The 21,000-nt window shown below is 52.5% G+C and carries 18 protein-coding genes; 11 read left to right on the top strand and 7 right to left on the bottom strand.

All coding sequences use genetic code 11. The features are described from left to right. Nucleotides 1-41: 41 nt before the first annotated feature. From HCZ99_RS10675 to pgi, 3 genes are all read left to right on the top strand, one after another. Nucleotides 42-626, top strand: a complete 585-nt coding sequence (locus tag HCZ99_RS10675) for a tyrosine phosphatase family protein (protein WP_167446966.1) — start codon at nucleotides 42-44, stop codon at nucleotides 624-626. A gap of 161 nt (nucleotides 627-787) precedes the next feature. Next, on the top strand, nucleotides 788-1,747 hold the full coding sequence (locus HCZ99_RS10680; RefSeq protein WP_167446967.1) for a PfkB family carbohydrate kinase: 960 nt from the start codon (nucleotides 788-790) through the stop codon (nucleotides 1,745-1,747). 142 nt (nucleotides 1,748-1,889) lie between these two features. Then, nucleotides 1,890-3,536, top strand: coding sequence for a glucose-6-phosphate isomerase (gene pgi, locus HCZ99_RS10685; RefSeq protein ID WP_167446968.1), 1,647 nt, complete (start codon nucleotides 1,890-1,892; stop codon nucleotides 3,534-3,536). A 25-nt stretch (nucleotides 3,537-3,561) separates the two neighbouring features. Here pgi and HCZ99_RS10690 read toward each other — a convergent pair whose 3' ends face one another. After that, complete coding sequence (locus HCZ99_RS10690; protein WP_167446969.1) at nucleotides 3,562-3,759, bottom strand: DUF2256 domain-containing protein; 198 nt, start codon at nucleotides 3,757-3,759, stop codon at nucleotides 3,562-3,564. A gap of 45 nt (nucleotides 3,760-3,804) precedes the next feature. Further along, on the bottom strand, nucleotides 3,805-4,875 hold the full coding sequence (locus HCZ99_RS10695; RefSeq protein WP_167446970.1) for an NAD(P)/FAD-dependent oxidoreductase: 1,071 nt from the start codon (nucleotides 4,873-4,875) through the stop codon (nucleotides 3,805-3,807). Nucleotides 4,876-5,059: 184 nt separating this feature from the next. Between HCZ99_RS10695 and HCZ99_RS10700 the strand changes: the two genes are divergently transcribed. From HCZ99_RS10700 to HCZ99_RS10710, 3 genes are all read left to right on the top strand, one after another. Then, entirely contained in the window at nucleotides 5,060-6,655 is a 1,596-nt protein-coding gene (locus HCZ99_RS10700) for a choice-of-anchor I family protein (RefSeq protein WP_167446971.1), read from the top strand. A 172-nt stretch (nucleotides 6,656-6,827) separates the two neighbouring features. Further along, the gene (locus tag HCZ99_RS10705; protein ID WP_167447521.1) at nucleotides 6,828-7,562 is read left to right on the top strand and encodes a response regulator; all 735 of its coding nucleotides are present in this window, start codon (nucleotides 6,828-6,830) and stop codon (nucleotides 7,560-7,562) included. Between the two features lie 15 nt (nucleotides 7,563-7,577). Further along, complete coding sequence (locus HCZ99_RS10710) at nucleotides 7,578-9,083, top strand: sensor histidine kinase (RefSeq protein ID WP_254869572.1); 1,506 nt, start codon at nucleotides 7,578-7,580, stop codon at nucleotides 9,081-9,083. 123 nt (nucleotides 9,084-9,206) lie between these two features. Here HCZ99_RS10710 and HCZ99_RS10715 read toward each other — a convergent pair whose 3' ends face one another. The 4 genes from HCZ99_RS10715 to HCZ99_RS10730 all read right to left on the bottom strand — a co-directional run bounded on the left by HCZ99_RS10715 (nucleotide 9,207) and on the right by HCZ99_RS10730 (nucleotide 13,488). After that, nucleotides 9,207-10,319: an ABC transporter ATP-binding protein gene (locus tag HCZ99_RS10715; RefSeq protein WP_167446973.1), complete on the bottom strand. Its 1,113-nt coding sequence runs from the start codon at nucleotides 10,317-10,319 to the stop codon at nucleotides 9,207-9,209. Nucleotides 10,320-10,323: 4 nt separating this feature from the next. Beyond that, nucleotides 10,324-11,211 carry a carbohydrate ABC transporter permease gene (locus tag HCZ99_RS10720; RefSeq protein WP_167446974.1) on the bottom strand — a complete coding sequence of 296 codons (888 nt, stop codon included), beginning with the start codon at nucleotides 11,209-11,211 and terminating at the stop codon, nucleotides 10,324-10,326. Next, complete coding sequence (locus HCZ99_RS10725; protein WP_167446975.1) at nucleotides 11,204-12,112, bottom strand: carbohydrate ABC transporter permease; 909 nt, start codon at nucleotides 12,110-12,112, stop codon at nucleotides 11,204-11,206. Before HCZ99_RS10725 ends, HCZ99_RS10720 begins: the two co-directional genes overlap by 8 nt. Nucleotides 12,113-12,225: 113 nt before the next feature. Then, nucleotides 12,226-13,488: an ABC transporter substrate-binding protein gene (locus tag HCZ99_RS10730; RefSeq protein ID WP_167446976.1), complete on the bottom strand. Its 1,263-nt coding sequence runs from the start codon at nucleotides 13,486-13,488 to the stop codon at nucleotides 12,226-12,228. A 541-nt stretch (nucleotides 13,489-14,029) separates the two neighbouring features. Here HCZ99_RS10730 and HCZ99_RS10735 point away from each other — a divergent pair. Continuing rightward, the gene (locus HCZ99_RS10735) at nucleotides 14,030-14,881 is read left to right on the top strand and encodes a prephenate dehydrogenase (RefSeq protein ID WP_167446977.1); all 852 of its coding nucleotides are present in this window, start codon (nucleotides 14,030-14,032) and stop codon (nucleotides 14,879-14,881) included. A 240-nt stretch (nucleotides 14,882-15,121) separates the two neighbouring features. After that, nucleotides 15,122-15,286 carry a DUF1127 domain-containing protein gene (locus HCZ99_RS10740; protein ID WP_167446978.1) on the top strand — a complete coding sequence of 55 codons (165 nt, stop codon included), beginning with the start codon at nucleotides 15,122-15,124 and terminating at the stop codon, nucleotides 15,284-15,286. Between the two features lie 137 nt (nucleotides 15,287-15,423). On the opposite strand, the gene HCZ99_RS10745 is transcribed toward HCZ99_RS10740, so the two are convergent. After that, on the bottom strand, nucleotides 15,424-16,998 hold the full coding sequence (locus HCZ99_RS10745) for a cryptochrome/photolyase family protein (RefSeq protein WP_167446979.1): 1,575 nt from the start codon (nucleotides 16,996-16,998) through the stop codon (nucleotides 15,424-15,426). 278 nt (nucleotides 16,999-17,276) lie between these two features. Between HCZ99_RS10745 and bfr (HCZ99_RS10750) the strand changes: the two genes are divergently transcribed. The 3 genes from bfr (HCZ99_RS10750) to HCZ99_RS10760 all read left to right on the top strand — a co-directional run bounded on the left by bfr (HCZ99_RS10750) (nucleotide 17,277) and on the right by HCZ99_RS10760 (nucleotide 20,997). Further along, entirely contained in the window at nucleotides 17,277-17,753 is a 477-nt protein-coding gene (gene bfr, locus HCZ99_RS10750) for a bacterioferritin (RefSeq protein ID WP_167446980.1), read from the top strand. Between the two features lie 21 nt (nucleotides 17,754-17,774). After that, nucleotides 17,775-18,266: a bacterioferritin gene (gene bfr, locus HCZ99_RS10755; RefSeq protein ID WP_167446981.1), complete on the top strand. Its 492-nt coding sequence runs from the start codon at nucleotides 17,775-17,777 to the stop codon at nucleotides 18,264-18,266. A 196-nt stretch (nucleotides 18,267-18,462) separates the two neighbouring features. Continuing rightward, entirely contained in the window at nucleotides 18,463-20,997 is a 2,535-nt protein-coding gene (locus HCZ99_RS10760; RefSeq protein ID WP_167446982.1) for a heavy metal translocating P-type ATPase, read from the top strand. Nucleotides 20,998-21,000 lie beyond the last annotated feature (3 nt).

The following is a 21,000-nucleotide window of genomic DNA, read 5'->3' on the forward strand; positions in this document are numbered from 1 at the left end:
GCTGTGGTCTTATAACGACAAAATAAATCAAGGAGGATGACATGAAAGATATCGCAATTTCTATGCTGACAATTTGCGGCATTGACGAGCTGCCGACCCATCGTAGCAATGCGGTTTCCCATGTGTTGTCCATGATTGATCCGGATCGTGATGATCCCGATGTTTTTACGTTTTACAGCCCACATGAACGCACCTTGCTGCGGTTTCACGATGTCATTGATGACAAACCTGACATGGTTGCGCCAACGCCAGAAACGGTCGAAGAAATTTTGCGCTTTGGTGAAGGCTTGAAAAGCACCGTCGATCAGCGGTCAACCGGCCATTTGCTTGTCCATTGTCATATGGGGGTTTCGCGCTCGACCGCGGCGATGCTGATCTTGATGGCGCAAGCACAGCCTGACCTTGACGAAGACAGCCTGTTTAACCGACTTCGGAGCATTCGGTCGATTGCGTGGCCGAATTCACGCATGATCGGTTATGCCGATGATTTGCTGAAACGCAATGGTCGATTGGTTGCAGCCCTGCATCGTCATTACCGCGCACAGCTTGATCGCGATCCGACGTTTGATGAATGGATGCGGTCACTTGGTCGGGGCCGCGAAGTTGATCAAGGTTGGGCGGTCTAAGGCGATAAAATGCCGTCTTTTGACAGCTAGGAAGCAGGGGCGTTTCCCAAGACGTCCCTAATTCCTTTGCGTGATCAATTGAATCGATTTAAAAGCGGTGCGTCCCACAGCAAATGATACGATCCCGGGCGTTGTCCGGGTGATAAAAACGGAGAAATGCGATGACGGCAAAAGCTGTTTGCCTTGGGGAACTTCTGATCGATTTTGTACCGACTGTGACCGGAACCGGTCTTGCTGATGCGCCGGCATTTGCCAAGGCGGCAGGCGGGGCACCGGGCAATGCGGCGGTGGGATTGCAGCGACTTGGCATTGAAACCGGGTTTATCGGTAAGTTGGGCGATGACGCCTTTGGTCATTTTCTGGTCGATACCCTTAAAGGTGCCGATGTTGATACATCCGGTATCGTCCTGACCAAGGAAGCGTTGACCGGGCTTGCATTTGTGTCGTTGCGTGCTGATGGGGAACGTGAATTTTCGTTTTATCGCAGCCCGTCGGCGGACATGCTGTTGTGTCCCGCCGATCTTGATCAGGATATGCTGAAATCTGCGGATTTGTTCCATTACGGAACGCTTTGCATGATTGATGATGATCCGCGTGCCGCGACGCTTGAGGCGATCCGGATTGCGCGCGAAAACGGTGCGATTATTTCCTGTGATCCGAACTTGCGCTTGCCGCTGTGGCCAAGCGAAGAAAAAGCACGTGAAATCTTGCGCCTTGCGATCCGTCAGGCCGATGTCGTTAAAATGTCGGACGAGGAAATCATTTTCGTGTCGGGCAAGGATGACCTTGAAGAAGGCATTCGCGACCTGTGGTCGGATCAATGGCGTGCGCTTATTGTGACATATGGTCCCAAAGGATCGCGGTTCATCACGCCGGAATTTGATGGCTTTGTTCCGTCGTACAAAATCACCGCTGTTGATGCGACTGGGGCAGGGGATGGCTGCACGGCGGGATTCCTGTCGCGGTTGTTAAAAGACCCGGCCTTGCTGGGATCAGAAGAAAAGCTTCGCAGCGCATGTGCCTTTGCCAATGCGGTGGGCGCGATTACCGCGACCAAACGCGGTGCGATCAACGCGCTTCCGACCGAAAAAGAGGTCGTAGCGTTTCTTTCCGAACACTAGAAAAAAATATCCATCAGGACGTGGCGGCGGCCCCATCGCCGCCACATAATTTTGCCTAAACTTTCCCACATGGTTTGAGCACATGCTAACCTGATTGGCATGATGTTTTGTTGTGACTTAATTTGAATTTGGCGAGGGTGCGATGTCCGCAGAAAAACTGACCGTTACTTGGGAAAAACTTGATCATCTGGGTGCGGAAGTTTCTGAAAACCTGAACCTGCGTAAGGCATTTGTCGATGATACTGATCGGTTTGACCGGTACAGCGCGGCACTGAATGATCTGTTTGTCGATTATTCAAAAAACCTGATTACGGATGACGTGATGGCGGCCCTTGTCGATCTGGCAAAGGCGGCGGAGGTTGAATCCTGGCGTGACCGGATGTTTGCCGGGGATCGGATCAACGTTACCGAAAACCGCGCTGTGCTTCATACCGCTTTGCGTAAACTGGATGGCGGTCCGGTTATGGTGGATGGCGTTGATGTCATGCCTGACGTCAAAGGCGTTCTGGCCCGGTTAAAGGATTTCGCAACCCGCGTTCATTCCGGCGCATGGAAGGGCCATACCGGCAAGAAAATCACCGATGTGGTTAATATCGGGATTGGCGGATCGGACCTTGGCCCGGTGATGGTCAATGAAGCCCTGCGTCCCTATCACGTGGAGGGCATTCGCTGCCATTTTGTATCGAACGTTGACGGCGCGCATATTGTCGATACGCTCAAAGACCTTGATGCGGAAACGACGCTTTTCATTATTGCATCGAAAACCTTCACCACCGATGAAACCCTGACCAATGCTTATTCCGCGCGTGATTGGCTGATCAAGGCACTTGGGGATGAGGCGGCAGTCGCCAAGCACTTTGTCGCGGTTTCAACCGCCCTTGATAAGGTCGCGGCATTTGGGATCGATACCGACAATGCGTTTGGTTTCTGGGACTGGGTTGGTGGGCGCTATAGCCTGTGGTCAGCGATTGGGCTGCCGATCATTCTTGCTGTTGGATATGACAAGTTTGAAGAATTGCTGCGCGGTGCGCAGTCGATGGATACCCACTTTAGAACAGCCCCGCTTGAAACCAATATTCCAGTGATCTTGGCCCTGATTGGGGTGTGGTATCGCAATGTATTGGGCGCATCAAGTCAGGCAATCTTGCCCTATGATCAGCATCTTTCGCGTTTGCCGGCTTATTTGCAGCAAGCAGATATGGAAAGTAACGGCAAATCGGTCACCCGCGATGGTCAACCGATTGCCTATGAAACCGGCCCAATCATTTGGGGCGAACCGGGCACGAACGGTCAGCATGCATTTTATCAGCTGATCCATCAGGGCACGGAACTGATCCCGGTTGATTTCTTGGTCGCGGCGAATGCGCTGCATCCGTTGTCAAACCACCACGAAAAGTTGGTTACCAACTGCTTTGCCCAGGCCGAAGCCCTGATGCGGGGCAAGACCGAGGATGAAGTCCGCGAAGAACTGGCTGGTGGTGACCTTTCCCCGGCCGAGATTGATGTTCTTGCGCCGCAAAAGGTCTTTGCCGGTAATAAGCCAAGCACCATGATCCTGTATAAGCAGCTTGATCCCTTCACGCTTGGCCGATTGGTGGCGATGTATGAACATAAAATCTTTGTTCAGGGCATCATCTGGAATGTGAATTCCTATGACCAGTGGGGCGTTGAACTTGGCAAACAATTGGCCAAGGAACTGCTGCCGATGGTGCAGGGCACAGAAGATGCTGCTTCACGCGATGCATCAACTGCAGGCCTGATTAAGCGGTTGTCTTCCCTTCGGGGTTAAGGTGCAGCGAGGTTAAAGTGATTTCTTAAAAGTGCGGCGTGTGCGATGGCGTGTGCCGCACTTTTTGTTTGCTGTTGTTGCGGCATCTATCTGAGCAATAGCGAACCGTGTCCCAGCAATTGTGCCATTTCCGACGCCATGAAAATGGTCGGTTACAGACCGGGCAGACCTTGTGCGGAAGGTCTGCCTTTTTGGTTTGCGGGCCATTTGCATTGCGTGGCATGAGACTCTGACCTTGGTTGTCCGAGTTGCTTTTGGCGATTTGCGCTTAGCCGATCAGCGTTTCCATCAGGGCATGGGCGGCGGTTTGGCCACTGCGCCACGCTGTTTCAACCCGTGCGCCAAGACACCAGTCACCCGCGGCAATCACCCGGCCATTCATCCCACTCAGATAGCTTTTGCCAAGCGGGACTTCGGTGCGGGCATAGCGCCAGCGGTGGGCGTTCACACTATGCAATTCAGGCAGTTTGACGCCACTTGCGGTACGAAGAGCTGCCAGCAGTTTTTCAATCACCTGATCCTTGTCGTCTTCAAGGTGGTCACGCGACCATTGCGGTGTGGCATGAAGCACCCACGGATCTGGTGTTCGGGTGTGAAAGGCATCGTCATGTTGGCTGCTGCGTGCGGCCCAACTGATTTCCGGCGATGGATAGAGCATGGCATCAAATGCGGTTGGCAAGGGTTGCTCAAACGCGACCATGACCGCCCAACATGGCGCCATAACCACATCGGCAATCGGATCAAATCGCGCGCTCAGCGGATGCAAAAGATCATATGTTTGTGGTGCCGGGGACGAAACGATCACCCCATCAAACGGACCAAACGTTCCTTCAAGATCATCATGCAGCATAAAGTGACGTGGGCCTGATGGTTCAATTTCCGTGATGCGGTGCTGCTTTTTGATATCAAAGGATGCCAATAGCGGATGGATCAATTTATTCATCTGTGGTGCGCCCTGAAACCAGTGATCGATCGCAAGATTGCCTTCGGTGCTGGTGTGTGCGGTTTGTTCCAATTGTGTTTGGGGGGCAGCATTATCCCGGGCAGGGGTGATTATCCCGTTTTCCGGGGCGCCGCGATGAAGGTTGGGCCGCCAGTTGCGCGCCGATTTATGTTCGGTTGCTTGTTGCAGATATGCGTCAAATCCCGGATTGCGCGCCGTGACATATTGCGCCCCATGGTTAAAATGACCAAAGTCCGTGCGGCGCGATGCCAACCGGCCACCAAGACCACGGCTTTTTTCAAAAACAGTTACCTCCATCCCGACCTGATGCAGTGTGCTGGCGGCTTTTAATCCGGCCATTCCCGCGCCGATGACAGCAATTTTGATCTGGGGCATGAAACTGATCCTGTTTGGTTGGGGCGGACAAATAAATGGTGTAGCTTTTGGTACGCGCGCTAAAGCCGATTGGAGCAGTCTTGCCGAAAAGATAATTATGTAATTGTCATTCGTGCGTCATGAAATTGTCACGAAAAACCAGCAGGTTGTCGGCATTGTTAAATATAATGATTTAGGGGAAATTATGCGTTCTTCACTTTTGGCATCTGCGGCACTTTCGGTTTTGCTAACGGCCTGTGCGGCGACAACACCACAGGAAGAGATGACGTCAAACGATGTCGTGAATGCGGGGCCGCATCCATTGAACATCGTTCCAATGGGCGAATATCGCACCGGGAAACTGGATGAAAGTGCGGCTGAAATTCCGGCGTTTGACCCGGTGTCGAAACGTCTTTTCGTGGTCAATGGTGCAGACAAATCAATTGATATTCTTGATATGTCAGATCCCAATGGCCTGACCAAGGTCGGTGCAATCGCGATGGGCCCGTGGGGCAAGGGTGCCAACAGTGTTGCGGTTAAGGACGGCGTGGTTGCGGTTGCGGTTGAAAACAAAGACAAACAGGCGCCGGGACTGGCCGTGTTTTTCAACACAGATGGTAACTTGATTTCGGCAGTTGTGGTGGGCGCATTGCCCGACATGATTAAATTCACCCCTGACGGCGAACATGTTTTGGTTGCCAATGAGGGGGAGCCAAATGACGCCTTTACCAACGATCCAGAAGGCAGCGTTTCGATCATTTCGCTGGCCGGTGGCGTTCATAAATTAACCGCAGAAAACGTGCGTACAGTCGATTTCAAATTCCTGAACGATGTGGCATTGCCTTACGGAATGCGGACATCCAATCCCGGCACGTCCAGCGTTGCCCAAGATATTGAGCCGGAATACATCGCGGTTTCCAAAGACAGCAAAACGGCTTATGTCTCGCTTCAGGAAAACAATGCGGTTGCGATTATTGATATCGCATCGGGCGCGGTAAAGCGGATCGCGGGTCTTGGCTTTAAGGACCATTCGGTCCATGCATTTGATGCCAGCGACAAAGATGGCAAGGTCAATATCCGCACGTGGCCGGTCATGGGCATGTATATGCCAGACAGCATCGATACCATCGATATTGACGGCAAAACGTGGGTTCTGATCGCCAACGAAGGGGATTCACGCGATTACGACGGCTATAGCGAGGAAACCCGCGTTGGAAAGCTGACGCTTGATCCAGTGGCGTTTCCCAATGCGCTTAGCCTTCAGAAAGATGAAAATCTTGGCCGGTTGAAGACCACAACTGCACAGGGCGACACCGACGGTGATGGCGATGTTGATGTGATTTACAGCTTTGGCGCGCGGTCGTTCTCGGTCCTTGATGCCGTGGGCGAGATGGTCTTTGACAGCGGCGATGCGTTTGAGCAGTACATGGCGGCCAATTACGCCAATGTATTTAATTCAACCGATACCGAAAATTACAGCCGCGATAACCGATCCGACGACAAAGGCCCTGAGCCAGAAGGCATTGCATCAGGGTATGTCAACGGCACGCCATATGCCTTTATCGGTCTGGAACGTCAGGGTGGCTTTATGGTTTATGACCTGACCAACCCGGTTAATCCCAAGTTTGTGACCTATCACAGCGATCGTCGTTTCTCGGGCAGCCCAGAGGGCGATACCGCTGGCGAGTTGGCGCCCGAAGGTTTCCAGTTCATTTCGGCCAAAGATAGCCCGACTGGAAATGCGATGTTGGTGGTGGCGTCCGAAGTATCGGGCAGCACAAAGGTTTATGACCTGAAATAAGAGATAAAATCGCGCAATGCGAAGTATTTGAATTTCAATGGAGAAAGCCGGGAAACCCCCGGCTTTTTCTTTTGTTTGTTACAAAGAGTAAAATGGTTCAAACCGTTGGCATTATAGACTAAACTCCCGCGACGGTCCTATCGGGCCTGTCTGCTATTGGGAGGTAGGGACGCTGACGACACGACGTGAACCGCATATTCTGGTTGTTGATGATGATCAGGAAATCCAGAAGCTTTTGAAAAAGTTCCTGCTGCAGCATGGCTTTCGCATCACCACGGTGTCTGATGGCAATGAAATGCACCGGGCTTTGCGCGACTGGAAAATCGATCTTGTGATCCTTGATATCATGCTGCCAGGCGAAGACGGCTTTGCATTGTGCCGTGACGTGCGTCGCACATCCAAAGTACCGATTGTTATGCTGACCGCGGTTGGCGAGGATACCGACCGTATTCTTGGCCTTGAACTGGGCGCGGATGATTATCTGACCAAGCCATTTAATCCGCGTGAATTACTGGCCCGTATCCGGGCTGTTTTCCGACGGTTTGAAACCGGCACGGTGGGGCCGGTTGATAACGAAGTCACGCCAACCCAGCGGATTGTGTTTGGCGACTGGACGTTGGATATCGGATCGCGTGAATTGCGCGATGCTGATAACGTTGCGGTACATCTTTCGACCGGTGAATTTTCGCTGTTACGCGCCTTGGTGAAAAACAACAAGCGCGCCTTATCGCGTGAGCAACTGGTGGATATCGTGCGCGGTCAAAGCTCGTTGCCGTTTGATCGCAGCATTGATATCCAAATCAGCCGTCTGCGCCGCAAAATCGAAAAAGATGCCAAAAATCCCAAGCTGATCAAAACGGTACGCGGTATCGGGTATCAGTTCTGTGCTGATACCCAAACGCTGTAGCGTCTGATGCGCGCAATGTTCGCAGACTTTAAAAACTACCTTCGTCGCTATAAACCGCGCACCCTTGGCGGGCGCATCTTTATGCTGATGATGCTTGGTGGGGTGATCATCGCCACCCTAAGTGCAATGGCATCCTATTACGTGATTGAACGTGATGAGCGGATCAGTCGCGCCTATACATTGGGCTTTACCATCCGCGAATTGCTTCGCATTGCCGAAAATCCCGAATTTGAAGCAGACATTGTCGATATCGCTGCGCGCGATGGCATGGTGCTTCGCATTTTGCCAAAAGATGATGTTGGCGGATTGCTTTTGTTTTCGCGGCCCGCCCAACATATCGCCTTGCCCGCACGGCTTTCAAATACGGGGTGGCCGATATCGGTTAAAGTCCATTTTCAACGCGGAAAGCTTAGTTCCGCGCAGCGTGCAAAGATCGAGGCCACAGAAAATCCCAGCCTGTTTTTCGCTGAGCTGTCGCGTGAAATCGCCCGTGTCGGCCTGGAAGCGCAGATCGAAATCCTGATGCCGTCGGGCAAACGGGTTTTGGTCAGCCATGATGAATTATGGGCGCATTATTCATCGCCATCACTGGTGTTTTTGATGTTCTTGATGGGGGTGGCAGCTGTTCTGGCGGTGTTTGCCGCGCTGGCGGACTTGATGGCTGGACCGTTTAAGAACCTGACACGTGCGATCATTAATCAAGGTGACGAAGTCGGTGGGCCACCGGTCGAAGAACGCGGCCCGACCGAGGCAAGGTCGATGGCGGCAGCTTATAACGATCTGCGTGAACGGATATCGCGGATGCTGGGCGATAGAACCCGGATGTTAGCGGCAATTTCCCATGATTTGCGCACACCCAGTACGCGCCTGCGCCTGCGCGCGGAGTTCATTGAAAATGATGAATTGCGTGAAACCGTGCTGCGCGATCTTGATGAAATGGACAGCCTGTTAAGCGACGCGCTTGATTTCCTGGGTGACTGGATTGCCAAGGAAGAAGAACGCACTGTCGATTTCGTTTCCGTGCTGGAAGCCATCTGTGATGATTATGCCGATCTGGGGCGTCCGGTGGCGTTTGATGGTCCGCAACCGTTGCAATTTAGTTCCGTGCATACGGTTTTTGGCGGCGGGGATGCACCGCATTCCTTTGATGGCAAACGCAGCATTCGGTTGTCATGCCGTCCTGGGACGTTAAAGCGTGCCTTTACCAACCTGATTGAAAACGCATTGAAATACGGCCACCGGGCAAATGTCAGTCTGGATGCAACAGCTGACAATGTTCTGGTGACCATCCGTGATGACGGGCCAGGCATCCCTGACGAGCACCAAGACAAGGTGTTTTTGCCGTTTTACCGCGTCGAAGGATCGCGTGCGCGCACAACGGGCGGCAGTGGCCTTGGCCTGTCGATTGTGAAAACCGTGATCGATGCCCATGACGGCAATATTACCCTTCGAAATATGCCGGGCAGGGGCCTTGAAGTGATCATATCGTTGCCGCGCCGGGTTACGACGGGTGAAGCGTGACGGGTCAAAGTATGACGGGCGAGGAATAGAGACAAAAAAAGCGGCCCGAAATCAGGGCCGCTTTTTTGATGGTTCTTTAGAAAAAGATGGGCGGGTGGCCCCCAGAACCACCCGCCAGTCAGATCAGATGCGTAACTCGGTTTCCGGGTCAAACAAGCTGATCTGAGACATGTCGGCCGAGAACGTCATGCTCTCGCCCGGTGTTGGTGCGCGGTCCGGACGGACGCGGGCGACGATTTCTTTGCCGCCAATTTCAATCACGGTCATGGTGTCGGCACCTGTTGGTTCGATCACTTCAACCTTGCTATCGAAATTGACATACTGGCTGCCGTTCTGTTCGGAACTGCTGCGTTTATGCGTCAGGCCCTCTGGACGGATGCCAAAGACAACCTTTTTGCCCGCATATGCCTTATAGCTTTCCGGTGCTTCAAACAGCGGAAGGGTGATCGGGCTGCCAGGACGTTCGATAGACACCGCCAACTGACCGTTTTGTTCGGTCAGCGTCGCATCAATGAAGTTCATTGATGGTGACCCGATGAAGCCGGCAACAAACATGTTGTTGGGGCGTTCATAGATGTTTTGCGGGGTATCGAACTGCTGAAGGATACCGCCTTTCATCACCGCGATCCGCGATGCCAAGGTCATGGCTTCGATCTGATCATGGGTGACGTAAACGATTGTCGATCCAAGACGCTGGTGCAGTTTCTTGATCTCGGTGCGCATATCAACGCGCAACTTGGCATCAAGGTTTGACAGCGGTTCGTCAAACAAGAAGATGTCTGGATCGCGCACAAGCGCACGGCCCATGGCAACACGTTGACGCTGACCACCAGAAAGCTGGGCTGGTTTGCGATCAAGCAGGGGTTCGATCTGCAAAAGCTTTGCAACCTCGTCAACTGCCTTGTCGCGTTCCGCGTTTGAGACGCCGCGGATTTCCAGACCAAAGGTGATGTTCTTGCGCACGGTCATGTTGGGATAAAGCGCATAAGACTGGAACACCATGGCGATGTTCCGGTCTTTGGGATGTACGTCATTGATGACGCGATCGCCAATGCGGATTTCCCCGCCCGAGGATGTTTCCAAACCCGCAATCAGGTTCAGAAGGGTCGATTTACCGCAACCTGACGGACCAACGAGAACAAGAAACTCGCCGTCTTCGATTGCCAGATTGATTTCCTTGAGAACTTCAACAGGGCCAAAAGCCTTGCGAACTTTATCGAGGGTGAGTGATGCCATTTGCTTATCCCTTCACCGAACCAGCGGTCAGGCCGCGGACGAAGTATTTGCCTGCCAGAACATAAACCAGCAACGTCGGAAGACCCGTCAGCAGGGCTGCGGCCATATCCACGTTGTACTGTTTCACGCCGGTAGTGGTGTTGACGATATTGTTGAGTGCGACTGTCATCGGGGCATTCGCACCAGAGGCGAACGAAGCCCCAAACAGGAAGTCATTCCAGATCTGGGTGAACTGCCAAATCACCGACACCACGATAATCGGGGTCGAGATCGGCAAAATGATCCGCCAGAAGATTGTAAAGAAACCGGCACCATCAATGGTGGCTGCTTTGACCAGTTCATCCGGGATCGAAACGTAGTAGTTTCGGAAGAACAAGGTGGTAAAGCACAGGCCATACACGACATGGACCATGACAAGGCCCGAGGTCGAACTGGCAAGACCAAGCTTACCAAGAACCTGTGACATCGGCAGCAGAACGACCTGGAACGGGATGAAGCAACCAAACAACAGCAGGGCAAAAACAATGTTCGCACCCTTAAAGCGGAATTTGGTCAGTGCATATCCGTTGATCGCACCAAGGAAGGTCGAAATCAAAACAGCAGGGATCGCCATTTTGACCGAGTTCCAGAAATAAAGCTTAATCCCCGTACATTCCACACCCACACATGCTTCGTTCCAAGCATAGTTCCATGCATCAAACGTGATGACGCGCGGAAGTGAAACAAGGGATCCTTCGCGGATTTCATCAAGCGATTTCAACGACGTCGAAATCATGACAATCAGCGGAAAGAGATAGTAAAGCGCAAACAGGATCAAAACGAGATACAGCAATCCACGCAGTACGACGTTTTTCCAGCCTGCGTCGTGGCTGTAGGTCTGAATATCAGCCATTTTTCTTGCCTCCGCGCAGTTCGGAATACAGGTACGGCACAATGATCGCCATCACGGTCGCCAGCATCATCATTGCACTGGCCGCGCCAACACCAAGTTGGTTGCGCTGGAATGCCATGGTGTACATGAAGGTTGCCGGAAGATCCGATGAATAGCCCGGACCACCCCCCGTAAGGGCGATGACAAGGTCAAAGCTTTTCACGGCCAGATGGGCCAGAACGACAATCGCGCTTAGGAAAACCGGGCGGATTGACGGAATGATAATGCCGAAATAGATACGCGGCAGGCTGGCACCGTCCATATAGGCTGCGCGAATGATGTCTTGATCGACGCCGCGCAAAGCCGCAAGGAACATTGCCATGACAAAGCCCGATGCTTGCCAGACAGCAGCAATCACAACCGTGTAGATCGCCATGTCGGAATTGATCAGCCAGTCAAACTTAAAGCTTGTCCAGCCAAGATCATGCATTGCACTTTCAAGGCCAAGCCCCGGATTAAGAAGCCATTTCCAAACGGTCCCGGTCACAATGAAGGACAGGGCCATCGGATAAAGAAAGATCGTGCGAAGAACGCCTTCGGCGCGAATACGCTGATCAAGAAGAACTGCCAAAAGGCACCCGATCACCAGGCAGGCCACAATAAAAAGACCGCCAAAGATAAACAGGTTTTCAATGGCAACATGCCAGCGTTCCATCTGCCACAGACGTTCATATTGTCGCAAGCCTGCCCAATCCCAAACAGGGAGCATGCGCGACTTGGAAAACGCCATATAGCCGGTCCACAGGATAAACCCGTAAACGAAAAACAGGGACGCAGCAAAGGACGGTGCAACCACGATCTTTGAAAGATGACGTTGGATGCCGGCCGTCAGGTTGCTTTCGGTGCTTTGAGAAGCCCCCATACCCTTTGCCTCAAAAGTTGGAAGTAGTGGGAAACAGGCCCCGGAAATCTCATCAAATGAAATCCGGGGCCTGCACGATGTTCAGACAGTGAAACTGTACTAACGAACTGGGATTAGTCTTTTGCCAAATCAATTGCTTCGACAAGACGCGAAACGGCTTCGTCAGACGTCATGTCGGAATTGAAGTGTGCAGTCACAACGTCAATGATCGCACCGGAAAGGTGGCCACGAAGCGCCATGCCATGTGCCATTGACGGCAAGAAGCCACCGGCATCCTGGGCTGCTTTAAGATCAGCTTCGGATTTTTTGGCACAATCGTCGAATTTATCCATCGGAACGCCAAGGCGTGCCGGGATCGAACCTTTGAGAAGGTTAAAGGTTTCCTGGAATTTCTCGCCAACGATCAGTTCTGCAAGCAGTTTCTGGCCTTCGACTTTGTCGTCGCCCGAAACGTTGAACATGGCAAAGCTGTCGGTGTTGAACAGGTAACCATGATCGGACGGGGTCGGTGCACAAAGGAAGTCTTTGCCCGGTACTTTACCAGCAGCAAGGAATTCACCTTTGGCCCAGTCACCCATGATCTGCATGGCGGCATCGCCATTCATGACCATTGCGGTTGCAAGGTTCCAGTCACGACCAGAAAAATCAGAATCGACATAGCCGCGGATTTTACGCATCTGGTCAAACACCGCTTTCATGGTGTCGGATTTCAGTGCGTCCTCGTCAAGGTCAACCAGTGCTTTCTGGTAGAATTCCGGGCCGCCAAGGCCAAGAACGACGGTTTCAAAGATGGTTGCGTCCTGCCACGGCTGACCACCATGGGCAACCGGGGTAATACCCGCTGCCTGAAGTTTGTCAGCAAGGGTGTTGAACTCGTCCCATGTGGTCGGAACAGAGTCTGCACCAACTTTTGCCAAAAGGGTCGGGTTTGCCCAGATCCAGTCAACGCGGTGAATGTTCACCGGAACAGCAACGTAGTCGCCGTCGTATTTCATAACGTCTTGGATTGCTGGCGGGATGACATCATCCCAGCCTTCGGCTTCGGCAACATCATTAAGGTTGGTAAGTGCGCCCTGTTCAGCCCATTCCTGAATGGCAGGACCTTTAAGCTGAACAGCTGCCGGTGCATCACCTGACAGAACGCGCGAACGCAAAACCGTCATGGCTGCATCACCTGCGCCACCTGCGACAGGGCTATCGACCCATTTGCCGCCTTTGGCTTCAAAATCTTCTTTAAGGGCTGCAACAGCTTTTGCTTCGCCGCCTGATGTCCACCAATGCAGGACTTCAGCGGTCGGCTCAGCATGAGCAAAGCTCGCAGCGGAAAGTGCAGAAAGTGCCACACCGGTGGCAAGGATGGTTTTGCGCAGATACATTTAAGTTTCCTCCCTGGCTTTGAACCATTTACAGCCACAACATGCGGCGAGAGGCGGTCTATTGCATCCACAAAACTGTAACAAGGCGTTTCCAGAATGCGAACTGAAACACTTTGTTACAAAAATGGTATAATTACACCCTAATATATTGCAAAGCAGCGTAAATCATTAGGGTGTTTCTTTGCATTAAACCTGTGACGGTTTTGCATAAATAGCTCGTATCTGGTTGCTATTCGTGCACAAATGCCTGGTATCGCTGTGGTTTTGATCCTGATTGCGATAGGGATTGTTGATCGGGTTATGCAGAATTTCTCTTTTTGAGTGTGTCCCGCACGCCGATCAATCAGGAGACCGCTTGACAGAAAATCTGTGGGCCGTATTAATCACAACCATGGAAAACGTCATTTGCTTGTTCGCTGAGTTTTATTACGGCCCTGCCACATAAGGCGGGAGCGTTTTCTATGTTCAACCGCTGCGTCGTCGGCGGTTGATTTTTTAAAAAAAGGCAAGCACCGGCATCGCGGCTCTTTGGAGACAGACGATGCCTTTTTTATTTCCTTCTCATCCGACCATCGGGATTTTCGGGTTTGGCGCCTTTGGGCGATTAACCGCCGGACATCTGGCGGATCATTTTTCGGTTTTTGTGCATGATCGCGACGCCGATGCGCTGGCTGCGCATGTGTCAAATGCGGATCATCCAAACATTCATGCCGCAAGTCTGGCGACCGTCGCCCGCTGCGATATGGTTATCTTAGCTGTGCCGGTCGCAGAAATGCGGTCAGTGATTGCGGCGATTTCACCTTACCTTCGGCGTGGGGCCGTCGTTTTGGATGTTGGTTCTGTCAAAATGGATCCAGCACGCGTGATGCTTGATGGGCTTCCTGACCATGTCGAGATCATTGGAACCCATCCGTTATTTGGCCCACAAAGTGCGCGTGATGGCATTGCCGGGCTTAAGATTGCGATATGCCCGGTACGCGGCCAGCAATACAAACGATTGGCTGCGTTCTTGCGCCACGTTCTTGGATTAAAAGTATTTGTGGTTACTCCAGAAGAGCACGACCGCGAAGCCGCCGTGGTGCAGGGTGTCACGCATCTGATTGCCAAGGTGCTGGTGAAAATGGACCCGTTGCCGACCCGGATGACGACCGCAAGCTTTGATTTGTTGCTCAAAGCTACCGAGATGGTGCGCTACGACGCGCCAAGCGTTTTCTGGGCAATTGAAAATGCCAACCCCTATGCCCGCGATGTCAGAGAGAACTTTTTTGATTTGGCCGCCGGTGTGCGGGACCAATTATCTGAAAATTTATCGTCTGGGTTGGTGGCAACGGACGACGTCGTCAATGTTAACGAACCGGAAATGCTGCATCGCAACGCTGGGGCTGTGGCGTGATATATTTGATTTGTTTGAGTTTTTGGTCAGCGTAAGGGGATAAGTACCCAACTTGAAACGGTTCAGTTATGACGCTGTGGAATAGATGATGTGCAAACTTAGGTAATTGAGGATCGAATAACTTCAGGGCATATTGCAACGCAGAAGTTGATGAGCAGGACGCGCCATCAAAACAGAGGCCAACAAACGAACCGGCTTTTAAGGCAGCGTTCTTAAAATAGTAACCCAAGGAGATTTACCATGATCTTGTCCAGTATTTTTGTTGCTGTTCGCCGTTGGGCCTATGCTCGCTCAGTTGCGAATGAACTTTACGGTCTTGATAAACGCGATCTTGACGACGTTGGGATTTCCCAGTGGCAGATCAAAGACGTTGCTCGTAAAGCTGCTCGCGAAGCGATTGCATAACGCCAGCGATATATCGGCACCCTTTATCGGGATTGCCAGTGCGAAAGCCGGACACATGTCCGGCTTTTTGTGTTTTTGGCTGTTTCATATGCCGCCCATGGCTGAGCCGGTCGACTGATTGCTTGATGTGCAGGTTGCTACAATAAGTTCTCTTGCTTGGGGACCTTGGTAAGTTTGCCGTCATCAAGTTTTTGCAAAAACGTATCGGCCTGCGCGATTAGATCGCGTTTGGTGTCATCGTTCATCCGTGCCCAATTGCGGTACGGCATGCCAAGGCGCGGGTTCTTCCCCAGTTTATCGGAATTTCGGTCCATAAAATGCCAGTACAGTGCGTTGAATGGGCAGGCATCCGGGCCAGTCTTTTTATTGGGCGAAAATTGGCAGTCATCGCAGTAATCAGACATGCGATCGATATATTTGCCACTGGCGGCATAGGGTTTGGACGCCATTTTCCCACCATCGGCATAAAGCGCCATGCCGAATGTGTTGGGCAACTCGACCCATTCAAACGCATCAATATAAACCCCAAGATACCAGTCACAGACTTCCTGTGGGTTTAAACCGGCCAACAGCGAAAAATTGCCAATCACCATTAAGCGCTGAATGTGATGGGCATAGGCATTTTCAAGGGTTTCACCGATCGCCTGTTGCAGACAGTTCATCGGCACATCCGCGCCCCAGAAAAAGTCTGGTAGCGACCGTTTGGCATTGAAATGATTACCTTTGCCATAATCATCGCCCATGAACCAATAAAGACCCCGGACATATTCCCGCCAGCCCAGAATTTGGCGAATGAAACCCTCCACCGCATTTAACGGGGCCTTGTCATCGTGATAGGCTTTCTCAGCTGCGCGGCAGACTTCATCGGGTAACAGTAAACCGATATTGATATAGGGGCTGATCAGCGCGTGATAGACCGTCGGGCTTTTGACTGTCATGGCGTCCTGATAATCGCCAAAGTGCGGCAGTCGATGGGCTATGAAATGATCAAGGGCAGAAAGGGCGTCATCGCGGGTCACGGCCCAGCCAAAGGATTGTGTATCACCGACCGCATTCGGAAAATCATCGACGACCTTTGACAAAAGATCGCGGGTGATATCGTCTGGCTTAAATGTTTTGGGTGATGTTGGGCTCACTTCATCGGGCAGACGTTTACGATTGTCGTGATCAAAGTTCCACTGACCGCCAACCGGCTTTTCATCTGGTTCCATCAGGATGCCTGTTTCGCGCCGTAATCCGCGATAGAAATATTCCATCCGCAGTTCTTTGCGGTCCTTGGCAAAATCTGCAAAGGCCGAAATGGGTGCGAAAAAGCGATCATCAGGCCGAACTGATACGGACGCGCCAAGGTCTTTTCCCCATGTATTGATTTCATGGTGCACACGCCATTCGCCGGGCTCGGCAATAATCACGCGTGAAATGCCATGATCTGCCATGGCGGTTTTAAGGGCGGCGGAAAAACTGTCGGTTGGACGGGTTTCATAGTCAAAATAATCAACCTGGAAACCGTCATCACGCAGTGCGTTGGCAAAGTGACGCATTGCCGACAGGATCAGGACGATCTTTTGGCGGTGATGCGGGGCATAGGCTGCTTCGCATTTGGGTTCCGCCATGACGATCAGGTCTTGATCGGGATCGGCATCCGATAAGCTGGAAACAGATCGGCTTAGCTGATCGCCCAGGACGAAACGAATGGTGCGAAGTTTGGACATTGCATCACTTTTTCTTTTGGTTGCACGTTTGTTCCGACTCGTACGGGCGAACCATGCTAAAAGATCGCAACAAGACCCAAATGACATTGAAACTTGGCGGACCGATTTGCATTCTCATGTGTGACTGTGCGAATGATTTTTACTAAACTGGCATTCTCGCTTTATTTCCAAAAAAACGCCTAAATTACTGATAATGGTAATCAAAGGCGCGGTTTTTCCTTGAAACGGCGTCGCGTGATTCCCAATATCTGCCCAGACGAACCATCAGGAGAGCCACCATGAAGGGTGATCCCAAGATCATCACATATCTTAATCGCATTTTGACCAACCAGTTGACCGCGATTAACCAATATTTCCTGCATGCCCGTATGCTGCGCGATTGGGGCGTCGAAGAAATGGGCGAGTACGAGTACAAGCTCTCGATCAAGGAAATGAAGCGTGCGGACGATAGCATCGAACGCATTCTGTTTCTTGAAGGGCTGCCCAATCTTCAGAACCTTAACAAGCTCATGATTGGTGAGAATGTTGAGGAAATCGTCACATGCGACATGAAGTTTGAATTGGCTTCCTTGCCGCTGCTACGCGAAGCAATTACCGCCTGTGAAAAGGCCGAGGATTTCGTGACCCGTGATCTTTTGGTCAAGTTCCTTGAAGAACAGGAAGAGCATGTCGATTGGCTCGAGACCGAGCAATGGCAGCTTGAGAATGTTGGTATGCAAAATTACATCCAGAGCCGTTCAGGCGACGGCGATTAATCAGAAGTAGGAGCTTACGCCATGAAGGGCAGTAAAAAGGTTATCGCCGCACTTAACAAACAGCTTACCGCTGAGTTGTCGGCTGCCGACCAGTACAATACCCACGCCGAAATGTATGCCGATTGGGGCCTGCACGCGCTGTATGAACGCATGCACCACGAAAAGGACGAAGAGCTTGAGCACGCAAAGCGTTTGATCGAGCGTATCTTGTTCCTTGAAGGCGTTCCAGATACCGCATCACGTGAACCGATCAAGATCGGCAAAACCGTGCCAGAGATGATGAAAAATGATCTCGAACACGAATATCACGTGATCAGTCTTTTGAAAAAGGCGATCAAAATTGCCGAGGAAGAAGACGATTTCCAGACCCGTGCCATGCTGACCGTACTTCTTGACGATAGCGAAGAAGATCACGCGCACTGGCTCGAACAGCAGGTTCGCCTGATCGATATGATGGGCCTGCAAAACTACATTCAGTTCAAAGCTGCGGGCGAACCAACTCCGCAAGGATAACCCACCGGGTTAATGTCCTGCTTGACTGTCAGATATCCAAAAGGCCCCGATATGTGTCGGGGCCTTTTTCTATGCGCGGATGGTGGGGCAGTGGATGCGTGCATTCACTAATTGTATTTTCGTGCTTGACCTTCCAGTGGCTGGAAGGTCTATGGTCACCCCATAAAACTGCAAACCGCATTAAGGGTTAACGCACATGGACCGCAGCACCGACGCCAACGACACACCTATTACGGATGATGGGGCAGAGGCCTGCCACACTCAATGTGACAGTGGGCAAGCAACGTCGTCGCAAGACACCAGCGCACCAAGCGCAACCAATGCTGACCGTGAACTTAAGCTTGAGGTCACTGGCATGAATTGCGGCGGTTGTGCCGGACGGGTCAAGAAATCTGTTGCGGCCCTTGATGGCGTTTCTGATGTCGACGTCAATGTGGCGCTGAATACGGCGCATGTCACCTTTGATGGCGATAAGCTTGATACGGCGCGCATTGCGCAGGCCGTGCGCGACGCTGGATATGGTGTTGTCGATGAAACTTGGTCCTATGACATTGATGGCATGACCTGTTCGAACTGTGCTGGCCGGGTGGAAAAGGCCTTGGCGGGGTTGCCCGGTGTGACAGAAGCCACGGTTAACTTCGCGCTAGAGCAAGCAACGATCACCGCACTTCCCGGTCAAATGAGCGACGATATCGCCATTCGCGCGGTCGAGGATGCCGGATATCACGCCACATCACGTAACAAAAAATCCGACCAAGACGGTACGGAGCAGACGGACGGTGATACGTCAGGTAAGCCCACAGAGCGGTCATTGCTGTTGCTAGGCGCATCGATTGTACTCACCGCGCCGCTGGTTGGGCAGATGATTTGGATGTATCTAGGCGTTTCCTATCGGCTGCCGGGCATGGTGGAGCTTGCCTTGGCGACACCGGTACAGTTTCTGATTGGTTGGCGGTTTTATCGTGGGGCGTATTCTGCCCTGCGTCACGGCAGTGCCAATATGGACGTGCTTGTCGCACTGGGCACGTCGGCGGCGTATTTGCTGAGCCTGTATAATCTGATTGTCGCGCAAGGCGGGGAATCGCACCTTTATTTCGAAGCATCGGCTGCGATCATCACCTTGATCCTCGGCGGTAAAATCATGGAAGACCGCGCCAAGCGCGGGGCATCCGCCGCCATTCGGGAATTGATGGCACTCCGTCCGCGCCGGGCCCGCAAAATGAGCGATGGCAAAGAAGTCGACGTTGATATTAATGAGTTGAATGTTGGCGATATCGTTCGGGTTTTGCCCGGTGAGCGCCTGCCTGTCGATGGAGTGGTTGAGGCCGGTGAAAGTGACCTTGATGAAAGCCTGATCACGGGCGAAACCCGCCCGGTTGCCCGTGTGGCGGGGGATGAGGTTGTCGGCGGTGCCGTCAATGGCACCGGGCGCCTTGATGTGAAGGTCAGTGCGGTTGGTGATGACACCACCTTGTCGCGGATCATTCGGTTGGTGGAAAAGGCTCAAACGGGTAAGGCACCGGTGCAAAAACTGGTGGACCGGGTTTCTGCGGTGTTTGTGCCAGTCATCGTCTTGATTGCGTTGGTTACCTTTGCCGGTTGGATGATTGCCGGCGGCGGGGTGGAACAATCCATCGTTGTTGCCGTATCTGTTTTGGTGATTGCCTGCCCCTGTGCGCTTGGTCTCGCCACACCAACCGCCCTTGTGGCTGGAACGGGCAGTGCGGCGCGGGCGGGTATTTTGATCCGCAATTTTGATGCGCTCGAACAGGCCCATAACATCGATACCGTTATTTTTGATAAAACCGGTACCTTGACCGAAGGCACCCCGACTGTGCGAGATATCAATCCGGTTGATGGGATGGATCAAAACGAATTGCTGCGCTATGCCGCCGCGGTTCAGGCCGCAAGCGAGCATCCGCTGGCCCGCGCGGTGGTATCGGTAGCCCGTGATCAGGAACTTGATATCCCCGATGTTGCGGACTTTAAGGGCACAACCGGTGCTGGCGTGATGGCAACGGTAAACGACAAAGTCGTCATCATCGGCACCGATGCCATGCTGCGTGATCAATCGGTTTCGATGCCAGATGCGGCGGTCATCCAAGCCGATATTGCACATCACGAAGAACGCGGTCGCACGGTTATTCTTATCGCGATTTCAGGTTCTTATGCCGGTTTTATCACCTTGGAAGACCGCATTCGCGATAGTGCGAAACAGGCGATTGCCGACCTTAAGGCGCGCGGGATCAATAGCATTATGCTGTCTGGCGACAGTCAGGAAGTGGCAAGCTACGTCGCAGAGCAACTTGGCCTTGAACGTGGCGAAGGTCGCGTGCGCCCACAGGATAAGGCGCTGGCGGTTGAAAAACTGCGTAAGGAAGGCCGCCAAGTTGCGATGGTTGGCGATGGCATCAATGACGCCCCGGCCTTGGCGGCAGCCGATGTTGGCATTGCCATGGGGGCAGGGACCGATGTTGCGATGGAAACAGCGGGCATTACCCTGATGCGGTCCGACCCGGCATTGGTGGCCGCAGCGATTGATATTTCGATCGCAACGCGTCGTAAGATTGCACAAAACCTGTTTTGGGCATTTGCCTATAACGTTGTGGGTGTACCATTGGCGGCCTTGGGCGTGCTGAGCCCGGCGATTGCCGGTGCCGCGATGGCGCTTAGCTCCGTCTCGGTGGTGGGGAATTCCCTGACACTGCGTCGTTGGAAGCCGCGGGGGTAAGGT

The sequence above is a fragment of the Thalassospira lucentensis genome (assembly GCF_011806425.1).
Lineage (GTDB): Bacteria > Pseudomonadota > Alphaproteobacteria > Rhodospirillales > Thalassospiraceae > Thalassospira > Thalassospira lucentensis_B.

Bases quoted from the DNA above. Each gene is read 5' to 3' on its own strand.
- HCZ99_RS10675 (WP_167446966.1), top strand. From the start codon at position 42: ATGAAAGATATCGCAATTTCTATGCTGACAATTTGCGGCATTGACGAG.
- HCZ99_RS10710 (WP_254869572.1), top strand. From the start codon at position 7,578: ATGTTCGCAGACTTTAAAAACTACCTTCGTCGCTATAAACCGCGCACC.
- HCZ99_RS10730 (WP_167446976.1), bottom strand. From the start codon at position 13,488: ATGTATCTGCGCAAAACCATCCTTGCCACCGGTGTGGCACTTTCTGCA.
- HCZ99_RS10735 (WP_167446977.1), top strand. From the start codon at position 14,030: ATGCCTTTTTTATTTCCTTCTCATCCGACCATCGGGATTTTCGGGTTT.
- HCZ99_RS10740 (WP_167446978.1), top strand. From the start codon at position 15,122: ATGATCTTGTCCAGTATTTTTGTTGCTGTTCGCCGTTGGGCCTATGCT.
- HCZ99_RS10690 (WP_167446969.1), bottom strand. From the start codon at position 3,759: ATGCCACGCAATGCAAATGGCCCGCAAACCAAAAAGGCAGACCTTCCG.
- bfr (WP_167446981.1), top strand. From the start codon at position 17,775: ATGAAGGGCAGTAAAAAGGTTATCGCCGCACTTAACAAACAGCTTACC.
- pgi (WP_167446968.1), top strand. From the start codon at position 1,890: ATGTCCGCAGAAAAACTGACCGTTACTTGGGAAAAACTTGATCATCTG.
- bfr (WP_167446980.1), top strand. From the start codon at position 17,277: ATGAAGGGTGATCCCAAGATCATCACATATCTTAATCGCATTTTGACC.
- HCZ99_RS10760 (WP_167446982.1), top strand. From the start codon at position 18,463: ATGGACCGCAGCACCGACGCCAACGACACACCTATTACGGATGATGGG.
- HCZ99_RS10700 (WP_167446971.1), top strand. From the start codon at position 5,060: ATGCGTTCTTCACTTTTGGCATCTGCGGCACTTTCGGTTTTGCTAACG.
- HCZ99_RS10715 (WP_167446973.1), bottom strand. From the start codon at position 10,319: ATGGCATCACTCACCCTCGATAAAGTTCGCAAGGCTTTTGGCCCTGTT.
- HCZ99_RS10725 (WP_167446975.1), bottom strand. From the start codon at position 12,112: ATGGGGGCTTCTCAAAGCACCGAAAGCAACCTGACGGCCGGCATCCAA.
- HCZ99_RS10720 (WP_167446974.1), bottom strand. From the start codon at position 11,211: ATGGCTGATATTCAGACCTACAGCCACGACGCAGGCTGGAAAAACGTC.
- HCZ99_RS10745 (WP_167446979.1), bottom strand. From the start codon at position 16,998: ATGTCCAAACTTCGCACCATTCGTTTCGTCCTGGGCGATCAGCTAAGC.
- HCZ99_RS10680 (WP_167446967.1), top strand. From the start codon at position 788: ATGACGGCAAAAGCTGTTTGCCTTGGGGAACTTCTGATCGATTTTGTA.
- HCZ99_RS10695 (WP_167446970.1), bottom strand. From the start codon at position 4,875: ATGCCCCAGATCAAAATTGCTGTCATCGGCGCGGGAATGGCCGGATTA.